The following is an 11,995-nucleotide window of genomic DNA, read 5'->3' as shown; positions in this document are numbered from 1 at the left end:
AGCGAGGCCCAGTGCCCACCCGCATCGGGTCAGTCCCTTTGCTCAATCTCTTTGATACTCCGGCAGCGGCGCGCCGCAATGGCGGCAAAAGTGCGAGTCGGCCTGCAGGCCTTCGCGCAGGCAGGCATGGCAGGTGCGGGTGGTGGGGGTGACGGCCCGCTCATCGCCCATGCGTTGCGCGGCCATCTCGGCCGTCATGATGCCGGTGGGCACGGCCAGCACGCCCCAGCCCAAGAGCATCATCAACGAGGCGATGGCGCGGCCCAGGTCGGTCTTGGGGGTGATGTCGCCAAAGCCCACCGTGGTGACGGTGGTGATGGCCCAGTACACGCTGACCGGGATGCTGGTGAAGCCATGCTCAGGCCCCTCCACCACATACATGATGGTGCCCATGATCAAAACAATCATCAGCACCGCTGACAAGAACACCAGAATCTTCTTGGCGCTGGCCTTCAGCGCGCGCCCCAGGCTCATATAGGCGTTGATATAGCCCTGCAGCTTCAAGATGCGGAACACCCGCAGCAGGCGCAGCACCCGAATGTCCACCAGCGCATACAGCTCCGGGAAGAAGAAGGCCAGATAGATCGGCAGCACCGCCAGCAAGTCCACCACGCCAAAGAAGCTGGTGGCGTAGCGCCAGGGGTGGCGCACGCAGGCCAAGCGCAGCAGGTACTCCACGGTGAACAGTGCGGTGAAGGCAATTTCGGCCCAGCTCAGCCACGCTTTGTGCGATTCGCGGAAGCTCGCCACGCTCTCCAGCATCACCAGCACCAGGCTCAGCAGCACGGCAGCGATCAGCGCAAGATCGAAGTTACGCCCGGCGCGGGTGTCGGCTTCAAAAATGATGGTGTAGGCCTTCAGCCGCCAGCCTTGCAGCGGTTTGCCAAACTCGGGAGGCTGTGTACTTGCGCTATTCATGCCGCAAGCGTAACCGAGCGCCAGCGGCCTCCAGGGACTTGGGTGGCCGTCGGCTCAGCGCCAAGTCGGGGCGCTAAGGTATTCAGCGCATCTGCGTTTGGCGGCGCTGGCGCCAGGCCAAGCCCAGGCCGCCGAGCAGCGCCAAGGCTGCGCTTGACGGTTCGGGCACGGCGGCCAACATCTCCCCGTTGAGCACAAAAGGCAGTTCCACGCCGACTTGGCTGCCGGCATCCAGGATGGCGGCGAAGCTGCTGCCGGCCGCCGAATACATGGCATTGCCGACGCGGGCGTCCGAGGTGGGCGCCGTCCAAGGGCCGGAGATGAGCGAGCCTGTCATGCTCCAACGCAACCAGTAGTGGCCAGCGCTCAGGCTCACATCGGCGATGTCGGCGCTGGCGCGGTAAATCGGCCGGGTTTTGTCGGTCAAGTTGCTCTCGGTGACCCGGTAGCCGAGCAGGCCGCCGTTGCTCAGCGCGGTGATGCCGCTGGCCACGACCGGGCCATTGTTGGCGTCGTCGGCCAGGATGCTCCAGCTGACGTCCTTCAGTGTGAAGCTTGCGGCGTTGTTCTGCAGCGCAAAGAAATCGATGCTGCTGATCAGCCAGCCCGCGCCTGTGACGGTGAAGTCCTCGGCCAGTGCGTTCTTGGATGCGGATTTCGAGCTGAAGCTGAAGGTCGCGGCCTTGGCGGCCCTGATCGACAAGCCGTTCGCGTCCACCACCGGGCCGTTGTTGTACAGCTCGGCGGCGCTGGCCCAGCCGGGCGCGGCGCTCATCAAAACAGTGCTGAGGGCCAGCGCGGCTGGGCGGAGGAGGGCGAGTTGCTTCATGCGGTCTGCTGCCAGTCTGTGAGCTTGCGTGCGTGCATGCTCGCTTTGCTATGGATGACCGAACTCAAAACGCGAAGCAAAAAAACCACAAGGCTTGCGCTTGTTCGGCGCGCGCAGTATCGCAGCCCGGCAAGTCAGCTCAGCGGACCCAAATCAATCCGGATCGTTGATGATGAGCGGATCATGGCTCAGGCGACGGCCGCTGCCGTCTTCCAGCACATGGATGGTGAAGTTCAGCGTGGCTGCCTTGGAGCAACGGTCGCGCATAAAGACCTGGGTCGCGCTGACCGGCCACAGGTCGGGGAAGTCGGTCGTCGGCTCGCTGAAGACGATGGGCGCCACGGGTTCGAAGCTATAGCCCGGCGTGGCCAGATCAAATTCGATCAGGCCGTTGCTGGTGCTGACGGTGATTGCGGCGGGGACGGTGGTCACCGTGGGCGGGTCGGTGGCGTCGCTGACGTGGACGGTGAAGGTGTAGACCGGTTTGTCGCTAGGTGTTGTCATGGTTTCCCTGTTGGCGGAGCTGAAGAAGTTGGTGCCTTTTGCAGCAGCGCTCGGAGCTGGAGGTAGTCCGGGTGCCGATAGCTGGAGGCCTCCAGCTTTTCGGCCAATCGGCGCGCTTCTTCAATTGCATTCAAGCGGAAATGGGCCAATGCGCTCACGGCCAGCGCCGGCGCATCTGATTTTGTGACATCTGCACGCAAGCGTTCGACGGCCGCTTGCCAATGCAACTGGGCTGCGGTGATTTCGCTATTGCCCAAAAGCTCACCCAAGCTCAGCTCGACTCGGGCCAGTATCAGGCGCTGTTCTTTGTTGATGCGCGTGCCGGCTTGAGCGCGTGCCTGCATATCGGCCAAGTAACTGGTCATCTCGGCGCTCAGCGCGTGGACTTGTGCTTCGCTGCGTTCGATCTGCGCTCGAAGCCACAGCAGGCGACCTCGCAGATTGCCTTGCCACTTCATCTGCTTGGCGTCGGTGGCCAGCAAGAGCGCAATATCGGTCTTGAGCTGGTTCAGCAAGGGGGTCAGGTCTTGCCCACCACGGGCCAGGCGGATTTCGGCCAAGCCTAAGCGCAAGGAGCAGAGTTTTTCCAAGGCCTCAAGATTGCTCCTGTCTGCCGCACTCAGCAGTTCGAATTGCGCGACCGCCTTCTCGGATTCCTGCTGGGCAGCGTCGTTGTTCCCCATGAAGAACAGCGAGCGGCTGACGTCATGATGAGTGTTGGCCTCTTGGTCCTGCAACTTGTGGTCTTGATCGCGGTTGGGAATGCCGCTCAGCACCGCCAGCTTGCTCTGGTCGGCCGCAAGGGCTTCGGCGTAGCTTCCCAGGTATTGATGCGCCCGGGAGATCCAGCCCAGTGTCGAAATCTGGTTCCCCCGCAAATCGGTTTGCGTCTTGGCCAGGGCCTCATAGACAAGCAAAGCCTCTTGGAAGTTTTGCAATGCCGTCTGAGCCTGACCGGCCTGCAGCTGCAAGATACCCAGGTTGCCCCTCGCATGCGCCCGCTCGGCCTGCCAATCAGGCTTGCCCGCCGCCAGCGGCCCCAGCTGCTCGGCCAATTCCAGGTAGCGCTTGAACTGCTTTTCGGCCTGCTCCGCCTGGCCCTGCCGCCTGGCGGCATCGCCGACCCAGAACACGCTTTGCGCATGGTCATAAATGCGCTGGCCGTCTTTGGGTGCGCGCTGCAGCAGTTCGGCGGTGCTGCCGGCGGCCGCGTCATACATGCGGCTGGCTTCGTCGAGCTTGCCGCGCTGCTGGGCAATCTGGCCCATCAGGTGCAGCGCGCGGGCGCGTTGGCCCAGCGCGTCGGCGTCCAGGCGGTCGGTTTGTTGGGCGGCGTAATAGCCCAACGCCTTTTCGCCCACCGCATCCAGCACATCCAGCCGGCCCACCGGCTCCAGCTTTTTGCGCAGATCGCCGAGCATGAACTCGATCAGGCCTTCGGCCTGGGCGCGTTGCGCTTGCGCCTCCTGGCCCTGGCGCAGCGCCACGCCGATGCTGACGCTCAATGTCAACAGACCCAGGCTGCCGGCCGCCACGGCGACGCGGTGCCGCCGCACAAACTTGGCCAGGATGTAGGCGGCGCTGTCGGGGCGTGCGCTGATCGGCTCATGGTTGAGCCAGTGGCGCAGGTCTTCGGCCAGTTCGGCGGCGTTGGCGTAGCGCTCGGCGGGGGCTTTTTTGAGGGTTTTGGCGACGATGGTGTCGAGGTCACCGCGCAGCTCTTTGGCGCGGGCGTGGGCTTCTTTATTGCTGTTGCTGTTTTTGCTGCCGGCGACTTGCTCGTTGTCCGAGCGGCGGGCACTGCGGGCGCGCTCTGAGAGTTTTTTGGGCTCGACTTCGACGACGGTGCGCAGGCGCTCCAGCGGGGTGGTGTGCTCGTCGTCGCGCTGCTGGGTGGGGTGTTGCCCGCCGCTGAGCAGCAGATAGAGCAAGACGCCCAGGGCATAGACGTCGGTGGCGGTGGTGACTTCGCCGCCTTCGACCTGCTCGGGGGCGGCGTAGCGCGGGGTGTAGGCGCGGCCGGCCTGGCGGGTCAGCTCGGTGGCGGCGCCGGAGGAGGCAGACGCGTCGTCTTCGCCGGGCTGGTGCAGCAGCTTGGCGATGCCAAAGTCCAGCAGCTTCACCTCGCCGGCGGTGTTGACCAGGATGTTGGAGGGCTTGAGGTCGCGGTGCAGGATCAGCCGGGTGTGGGCATGGGCCACGGCGGCCAGCACGTCGAGGAACAGCGTCACGCGGGCGCGGATGCTGAGCGAGTGGCTATCGCAGTAGCGGTCCAGCGGCAGGCCGTCTACATATTCCAGCACCAGATAGGGCTGGGCCTGGGCCGGGCCCAGCGCGGTGTTGACGCCGGCGTCGAGCAGGCGTGCGATATGCGGATGGGCCAGCTTGCCGAGGATCTGGCCTTCGCGGGTGAAGCGGCCAGCGTCGCCATGGCCCAAGAGGCCGGCGTTGAGGAACTTGATGGCGACCAGGCCGTCAAAGCGCCCGTCGGTGCGGCGCGCCAGCCAGACGGTGCCCATGCCGCCCTGGCCGATTTCGCGCTCCAGCGTGTAGCTGCCGATTTGCTGGCCGGGGCTGTTGCTGGGAACCGCGGCTTCTGCGGCAGCGGCCGCGTGCTGCTCCATCTGCTCCATCTGTTGCAAGGCCGGGGTGGCGAGGTAGTCGGCGGCTTCCAGTGCGTCTTGGCGGCGCAGCAGTTCTTGCAGATCGGCCGCCAGGGCCGGGCCCTCGGGGCTTTGGGCATGCAGCTCGCGCAGGCGGGCGCCGCGCTGGGCTGCGGGCAGGTCCAGCAGTTCGTCCAGCAGGGGGCTGAGCAGGGGCCAACGGGCTTTGTCGATGTCGCGGCGGGCGTCGCTCATGGGTGGAGGCTCATGTCTTCAAGGCCATGGACAAGAAGAGCCGGGCTTTTTGCCAGTCGCGCTGCACGGTGCGCTCGGTCACGCCCAAGGTTTCGGCGATCTCGGACTCCAGCAGGCCGGCGAAGTAGCGCATCTCCACCACCTGGGCCAGGCGCGGCTCCAGGGCGGCGAGTTCTTCCAGCGCTTCGTGCACGCGCAAGATTTCGTCGTCGCCCTGCGGCGCCAGCTCGGCCACGGCGGTGTTCAGGGTGAGGTGCTCTGCATCACCACCCCGGCGCTGGGCGGCGCGGGCGCGCACCAGGTCGATGACGATGTTGTGCATCACCCGGGCAGCGTAGGCGAGGAACTGGCCGCGGTCTGAAAAGCTCAGGTCGCCGGCCTTCAGCAGTTGCAGCCAGGACTCGTGCACCAGGCCGGTGGGGTCGAGCAGGGTGAGGTGGCCGCTTTGGCGCATGCGGCTGCGAGCCAGGCGCTGCAGGTCTTCATACAGCAGGGTGGCGACTTTTTCAGCGGCCACGCCATCGCCGGCGCCGGCGGCGCGCAGCAGCTGGGTGATGTCGCGGCTGTTCTGATGCGAATTTCTCGACAAGGAAGCGGGCGGCCGGGGCCGAAAAATGGGGAGGCAAACATCACTCTATCTGCCGGGACAGGGCAAGCCGGGGAGCGGGGGAATTATTTTTTGCTTGCGATGTCGGGTTTGTCGAGGCGATTGCGTTTTACCTATTGAGGACATGAGGGAGCGTCGGGGGCGGGGAGGCCGAAACCATGGGTTTCGGGTCGCTGTCGAGACCTTGTGCTCCTCGCCAACGCCTGATCCAAAAGGATCAGCTCAACCCAAGAACTCCAGTCGATTGACATGGTGAATCACAAGCTGCCTTTCTATCCAGCCCCTGTCGGCAAGCCTTTGGCTCAAGACGCGGGAGCGCCGTTTGGACCTCCGCCTCGCGCTGCGCTGGCCCAAATGGGCCGGGTCGCGGACATGGCCGGCTTGAGCCATGTGCTCAGCCGGGAACTGAGTGCGGCCCGACGCCTGGGGACTCGGCCAGCCGTGATGCTGATGGAGGTGGCGGTGCGCGCGCCTCTGAGCGCGTCCTTCACGGGGAGCGAGCAGGCGCTGGCCTTGACGGATGGTTTGACCGAACGCTTGACCGAGCTGTTGGCCGGTCGGCTGCGCAGCCGTGTGCGCGCAGCGGACGTGACGGTTCGGGTGGGTGAGCGCCGCTTGGCGGTGGTGCTGCAGAACGTGGAGCGAGCCAATGTCTTGGCCATCCAGGCGCGGCTGCACAAGGCCTTGTCGGGCCACTATGAACTGGATCAGATGAGCTTGCATGCGGTCGTGTCCATGGGCTCGGCCAAGTGTGAATGCCCGCGCGTTGGCGCCACTGAGATGATTCAGACCGCCGAGGCGGCATTGCATTCCGGCGCTGCCGATGCGCGCTGGCCCGGGGCCGAGACGCGCCGCGGCCTGGATCTGCCATTGCCGCCGCCCGCATCGTCGGGCTCGAATGTCCTGGGCTTGCGGGGGCGTCCCGTCTTCTGAGTTGTGGCGCTCTCGCCGTTCTCGCCGCGCTCGCGGCTGAGGGGATCGAATAAGCTTGGGCCTCGTTTGATTCGATGCCCAATATGAAGAAGTCTCTTGTCCCTTTTGCGCTGCTGAGCCTGTGTGTGGTCGCTTTGACGGCCTGCGGCACCACGGCGGCGCCGCTTGCGAAGTCGCCCGCCGAGTCGAACGCTGCGGCCACGGCGGCGCCGGTGCCCAAGCTGGTCGTCTTCTTGGTGGTGGACGGCCTGCCGATGCGCCAGGTCTTGAGCTACCGCGACCAGCTGCAGCCAGATGGCTTCAAGCGCTTCTTGGAGCGCGGCGCCTGGTTTGCCAACGCCCATTACGGCCACGGCCACACGGTCACCGCCGCCGGCCACGCGACCATGTTGACCGGCGCCTACCCCGAGCGCAGCGGCATCATCAGCAATGAGTGGCGCGATGCCAAGAGCTTCGATCCGGTCTACAACACCGGCGACACCGCCTACCAGTACATCGACCGCAAAACCGAGCCGCTGGCCGGCACCAGCCCGCGCAATCTGCGCGCCGAAACGGTGGGTGATGTCTTGCGCGGCGTGCAGCCAGAGTCCAAGGTGATTGGCATCTCGGGCAAGGACCGCGGCGCGATTCTGCCGGCCGGCCACAAGGGCACGGCCTATATGTATATGAGCGAGGACGGCCAGTTCGCCTCCAGCACCTATTACATGGCCAGCCACCCGCAGTGGGTGAAGGCCTTCAATGCGGCCAAGCCGGCCGATGCCTTCTTTGGCAAGACCTGGGCGCCGCTGCTGCCTGAGGCGGCTTATGCCCGCTCGGTGCCGGATGGTCAGCCCTGGCAGAGCAATGCGGGCAATGGCAACAAGCTGCCGGCCGTGTTGGGCGACAAGATGGACGGCCCCGGCCCGCGCTTTTACGGCAATATCTTGCCCTCGCCCTTTGGCGATGAGCTGACGCTGGCCTTTGCGCGCGCCGCTATTGAGGGCGAGCAGCTGGGCGCCGATGCCAAGACCGACATCCTCGCGGTCAGCCTGTCCAGCCACGATTACGTCAACCATGCTTTTGGGCCGGAGTCGCGCCTCTCGCATGACCATTTCCTGCATCTGGACCGTTATCTGCAGGGCTTTTTCAAGTACTTGGATGAGAAGGTGGGCGCGGGCAACTATGTGGCCGTGCTGACCGCCGACCACGGTTTCGCTGACTCGCCGGCCTGGGCCAAGACGCAAGGCCGCGACGCCGATTTGCTGAACCCGGCGCTGCTGCAAGCCACGGTCAACGAGGGCTTGGTGAAGAAGTTCGGTGAGGGCCGCTGGGTGAGGGGCTTCTCGGCAGCGGGCGTTTTGTTCGACCACCAGTTGATCGCCGCGCGCGGCTTGCAGCCGGCCGAGGTGTACGCCGAGGCCAAGCGTTTGATGCTGCAGGTGAACGGGGTGATTGCCGTTTTCACGCCCGATCAGTTGCGCAGCCGCGATGAGAGCACGCCCTTCCTGAAATCGGCGCGCAAGGCTTGGCATCCGGAGGTGTCGGCGCCGGTGCAGTTCGTCATCAAGCCGAACTGGCTGTTCAGTTCGCGGGCGGGTGGCAGCTCGCACGGCACGCCGCACGCCTATGACACCCATGTGCCGATCTTGGCCTGGGGCCCGCAGTGGGTGGGGCGCGGCGAGGTGAAGCAGGCCGTGGAGGTTGTGGACATTGCGCCTTCGCTGGCGCAGATGCTGAGGGTCCGGGCGCCGGCTCAATCTCAGGGCACACCCCTGCCGTGGCCCAAGGCTCCCTGAGCGGTCTGGGCTTGATCTGACGGGATGCGCGCGGTCCGGGGCGGCTGTCATCCAAGCGCCGCATTGCCGAGCGCACAATCCGGCGCATGACATCTCGAGAGCAAACCCTGGGCGAGGAAATCGCCAATGCCATCAGCCATGGGCTGGGTTTCTTGCTGGCTGTCGCTTCGCTGCCGATATTGACCTACACCGCTGCGCAGCAGGGGCAGGTTCGCAATGTCGTTGCGGCCGCGGTGTTTTCGGCGACGATGATGCTGCTGTATCTGGTGTCGACGCTTTATCACGCGCTGCCCGAGGGGCGCGCCAAGCTGTGGATGAACCGGCTCGATCACGCCGCCATCTATTTGTTCATCGCCGGCAGCTACACGCCCTTTGCCTTGGGCGTGCTGCAGGGCGGCTGGGGCTGGATGCTGTTTGGGCTGGTCTGGACCATGGCCATCGCCGGCGTGACGGCCAAGCTCTTCAATCGCCTGCGCCATCCGATCTGGTCCACCGGGCTTTACGTGGCCATGGGTTGGCTGGTCATCATCGCGCTGGGCCCCTTGGTTGGGCGCATGCCTTCGGCCGGCTTGGCTTGGTTGTTGGCGGGCGGCGTGGCCTACACCGTTGGCGCGGCGGTTTTCTTGCTGGATCATCGGGTGCGCTACGCCCACTTTGTCTGGCATCTGTTTGTCTTGGCCGGCAGCGCTTGCCATTTTGTGGCGGTGCTGGGCTACGCCTTCTGAGGCATCTTCAGCCGGGGGCGATGGCGATGCGGTTGCGGCCCTCGGCCTTGGCACGATACAGCGCCTTGTCGGCCCGCCTCAGCAGGGCCTCGGCCGTTTCTCCCCAGATGGCTTGCGCCAAGCCAGCGGAACAGGTGTAGCTGTGATCGGGATGTTCCGGCAAGGGGCGTGACTGCCGCACCCGGCTCAGCAGGCGCTCGACGATGGCCTGGGCTTGCGGCAGGCCGGCTGCGGGCAAGATCAGCAAAAACTCCTCGCCCCCGATTCGGGCGCAGCCATCTTCGCGACGGCTGCCGGCCTGCATCTGGCTGGCGAAGTCGCAGATGACGCGGTCGCCCGCCGCATGGCCCAGGCTGTCGTTGATTTGCTTGAAGTGGTCCAGGTCAAAGGCCGCGACGCAAATTGGCCAGGGCTCGGTCTGGTTCAAGGCGTCTTGCAGCAACTGCATGCCGTGACGACGGTTGCTGAGTCCGGTGAGGTTGTCGGTTTGCGCCGCGGCCAAGGCCTGGGTGTGGGCCATGCGCAAGGCCCGGCTGTCTTGGCGCAGGCTGGTGATTTCGCTGCCGACACAGAGCATCCAGCCCTGGGCCTGCGCGGTTTCGGTCATCCAGAGCCAGCGGCCGTCGCAGAGGTTGGCCTCAAAGGCGCGAAAAGGCTGCTTGCCTCGCCGGGTGCTGATATTGGCAATCCAGGCCTCGATATTGTCGGTGTCGATGGCGGCGCCATGCTTGTGAGCATGGTTGTCGCGCATGATTTCGGCCCAGCTGGGCTCTTGCCCGGGGCCGATGAAATAGGCGCTGCGCCAGGCCGGGTTGGCATGTCGCAGCCGGTCGTGTTCATCAAACAGCGCCACCAGCAAAGGGCTGTCCTCTTGCAGGCGCATCATTATTTCGGCCAAGCCCTGCGGTAGCGGCGATTCGGCTTCGGTCATAGGAAGGGCTCCGGGGCAAGCCTTGATTTTGCTGGATTCGCGGGTGCCAGGGGAAGCCCAGTGATGAAGTCGCTACCATGCGCGGATGAATCAAAGCAGGGGAGCTGATCATGAAATGGGAAGACCAAAGGCAGAGCGATAACGTTGAAGACCGACGTGGTGCGTCATCGGGCAGCGGTGGTGGTGGTGGTGGCAGAGGCCTGCGCATCGGCGGCGGCCGTGGCCTGAGCTTGGGCGGCATTGTCATTGCCTTGCTGGCGTCTTGGGCCTTGGGCATCAATCCGATGACGGTGTTGGGTCTCTTGGGGGGCGGCGAGGTGTCGGCCCCGGTTCAGCAGTCGCAGCCGGGCGCCAAGCCGCAAGATGCCGCGGCGCGCTTTGTCAGTGTGGTCTTGGCGGACACCGAGGACGTCTGGGGCAGCTACTTCGCCGCCAGCCAGCAAAAGTATGCCGCGCCGGCGCTGGTGCTGTTTCGTGGCCGCAGCCCGACCGCTTGCGGCATGGGCGAGTCGGCCATGGGGCCCTTCTACTGCCCGGCCGACCGCAAGGTCTATATCGATCTGGGTTTTTACGACACCTTGCGCACCCAACTCGGCGCGCCGGGTGACTTTGCGCAAGCCTATGTGATCGCCCATGAGGTGGGCCATCATTTGCAGAACCTGCAAGGCACCACCGCCAAGATGGACGCCGCGCGCCAGCGCGTTTCGGAGCGTGAATACAACGCGCTGAGCGTGCGCCTGGAATTGCAGGCCGATTGCTACGCCGGCGTCTGGGCCAATCGCTCACAGCAAAGCAAGGGTTGGCTGGAAAAAGGCGATATCGAGGAAGGCTTGAACGCCGCCGCTCAAATCGGCGACGACACTTTGCAGCGCAAGTCTCATGGCACCGTGGTGCCTGAGAGCTTCACCCACGGCAGCAGCGAGCAACGCATGACTTGGTTCAAGCGCGGCCTGGAAGCCGGGGACCTGAAGGCTTGCGATACCTTCAGGGCCGGGGCGGTCTGATTCAGCACAGCAGCAGTCAGGCGGCGGGCGGGCGGAACTCTTGTCGCCCGCAGGCCCCTTCAGTCCAGCGTGACCTGCGGATAGCGAGCGGCAATGGCCGCAACAGTGCCGTCTCGGCGCATCAAGTCCCAGTGCTTCAACAATTGTTTGGCCAAGCCTTGATTGGCCTCCAAACGCCGCAAGCCCATGTACAGACTTTGCTCAGAGAGTTTGAAAACGGGCTCGATCTGGTTGAAGTCGTATCCGGTTCGCTCCGCCATCACTTGCGCCACCGTGCTATTGGCCGCAATCAACTCATTGCGTTGCATGAATAGCTTTCGCAACATGGCGGCATGGTCCGGGCTGCGGTCCAACTGTTTGCCGATCTCGAAGCCCTGGGCCAGCAATTCCCGTTCGGCCGCATCTTCGCGGACCACGGCGGTGCGGTAGGCCTTGGCGGCTTCGAGCTGCGGGACCTGAATATCGGGTCTGGACTTGAGTCGGTAGAGATAGGCGCGGCGTGCCGCTGTGGGCCCAATCCAATGAAACAGCGCCTCTCGTTCCGGCAGGCGGGCCATGCTGACCACCAAGGATCGCGGCTGGGTCAAGGCTCTTTGATAAATGCCGGCCCAGGAGTTGAACTCGATTTGGGGCGTCAAGTCGCTGCGGCGCAACAACTCATGCATCAGGTCCACGGCATAGCCTTGGGCCCGGCCTTCTGAGTCTGCGTAGGAAAAGGGCGGGACTTGCTCCAAGAGCACGGTCAAGGTGCCCGCCGCCTGTGTTCGTTTAGGCGCCAAGCCCATGGCAAGGGGCGCCGCGGAGGCAAGAAGCAAAGAGCGTCGCTGGATCATGAGTGGCGGCGAGCGGAAGCAGGGCTTGATTGTGGCTTGAGATAAGGCATTCAGACCAGTTTGGCATGAGCCGAGCTG

11 protein-coding genes are annotated in these 11,995 nt (G+C 64.7%); 4 read left to right on the top strand and 7 right to left on the bottom strand.

Translation table 11 applies throughout. The annotated features are described in order from the left end of the window. Positions 1 to 42 precede the first annotated feature (42 nt). From ACOVRJ_RS10655 to ACOVRJ_RS10635, 5 genes are all read right to left on the bottom strand, one after another. Positions 43 to 918 carry an ion transporter gene (locus ACOVRJ_RS10655; RefSeq protein ID WP_422043827.1) on the bottom strand — a complete coding sequence of 292 codons (876 nt, stop codon included), beginning with the start codon at positions 916 to 918 and terminating at the stop codon, positions 43 to 45. An 82-nt stretch (positions 919 to 1,000) separates the two neighbouring features. Further along, a complete protein-coding gene (locus tag ACOVRJ_RS10650; RefSeq protein ID WP_422043826.1) occupies positions 1,001 to 1,747 on the bottom strand; it encodes a PEP-CTERM sorting domain-containing protein in 747 nt (248 codons plus the stop codon). Between the two features lie 153 nt (positions 1,748 to 1,900). Further along, positions 1,901 to 2,251: a hypothetical protein gene (locus ACOVRJ_RS10645; RefSeq protein ID WP_422043825.1), complete on the bottom strand. Its 351-nt coding sequence runs from the start codon at positions 2,249 to 2,251 to the stop codon at positions 1,901 to 1,903. Next, complete coding sequence (locus tag ACOVRJ_RS10640; RefSeq protein ID WP_422043824.1) at positions 2,248 to 5,109, bottom strand: protein kinase domain-containing protein; 2,862 nt, start codon at positions 5,107 to 5,109, stop codon at positions 2,248 to 2,250. Before ACOVRJ_RS10640 ends, ACOVRJ_RS10645 begins: the two co-directional genes overlap by 4 nt. Positions 5,110 to 5,119: 10 nt before the next feature. Continuing rightward, positions 5,120 to 5,698, bottom strand: coding sequence for an ECF-type sigma factor (locus ACOVRJ_RS10635; RefSeq protein WP_422043823.1), 579 nt, complete (start codon positions 5,696 to 5,698; stop codon positions 5,120 to 5,122). Between the two features lie 267 nt (positions 5,699 to 5,965). On the opposite strand from ACOVRJ_RS10635, the gene ACOVRJ_RS10630 reads away from it, so the two are divergent. From ACOVRJ_RS10630 to trhA, 3 genes are all read left to right on the top strand, one after another. Then, entirely contained in the window at positions 5,966 to 6,649 is a 684-nt protein-coding gene (locus tag ACOVRJ_RS10630; RefSeq protein ID WP_422043822.1) for a diguanylate cyclase domain-containing protein, read from the top strand. A gap of 83 nt (positions 6,650 to 6,732) precedes the next feature. Further along, the gene (locus ACOVRJ_RS10625) at positions 6,733 to 8,424 is read left to right on the top strand and encodes an alkaline phosphatase family protein (protein WP_422043821.1); all 1,692 of its coding nucleotides are present in this window, start codon (positions 6,733 to 6,735) and stop codon (positions 8,422 to 8,424) included. An 86-nt stretch (positions 8,425 to 8,510) separates the two neighbouring features. Next, on the top strand, positions 8,511 to 9,149 hold the full coding sequence (gene trhA / locus ACOVRJ_RS10620) for a PAQR family membrane homeostasis protein TrhA (RefSeq protein ID WP_422043820.1): 639 nt from the start codon (positions 8,511 to 8,513) through the stop codon (positions 9,147 to 9,149). 7 nt (positions 9,150 to 9,156) lie between these two features. Here trhA and ACOVRJ_RS10615 read toward each other — a convergent pair whose 3' ends face one another. Beyond that, positions 9,157 to 10,080, bottom strand: coding sequence for a GGDEF domain-containing protein (locus tag ACOVRJ_RS10615; protein ID WP_422043819.1), 924 nt, complete (start codon positions 10,078 to 10,080; stop codon positions 9,157 to 9,159). A 110-nt stretch (positions 10,081 to 10,190) separates the two neighbouring features. On the opposite strand from ACOVRJ_RS10615, the gene ACOVRJ_RS10610 reads away from it, so the two are divergent. Further along, positions 10,191 to 11,084: a neutral zinc metallopeptidase gene (locus ACOVRJ_RS10610; RefSeq protein ID WP_422043818.1), complete on the top strand. Its 894-nt coding sequence runs from the start codon at positions 10,191 to 10,193 to the stop codon at positions 11,082 to 11,084. A gap of 59 nt (positions 11,085 to 11,143) precedes the next feature. On the opposite strand, the gene ACOVRJ_RS10605 is transcribed toward ACOVRJ_RS10610, so the two are convergent. After that, entirely contained in the window at positions 11,144 to 11,869 is a 726-nt protein-coding gene (locus tag ACOVRJ_RS10605; RefSeq protein ID WP_422043817.1) for a substrate-binding periplasmic protein, read from the bottom strand. Positions 11,870 to 11,995 lie beyond the last annotated feature (126 nt).

The sequence above is a fragment of the Roseateles sp. genome (genome assembly GCF_049240545.1).
Taxonomy (GTDB): Bacteria; Pseudomonadota; Gammaproteobacteria; order Burkholderiales; family Burkholderiaceae_C; genus Paucibacter_A.
Note: the sequence above shows the minus strand (reverse complement) of the source record. Positions and strands in the feature narration are given on the sequence as shown.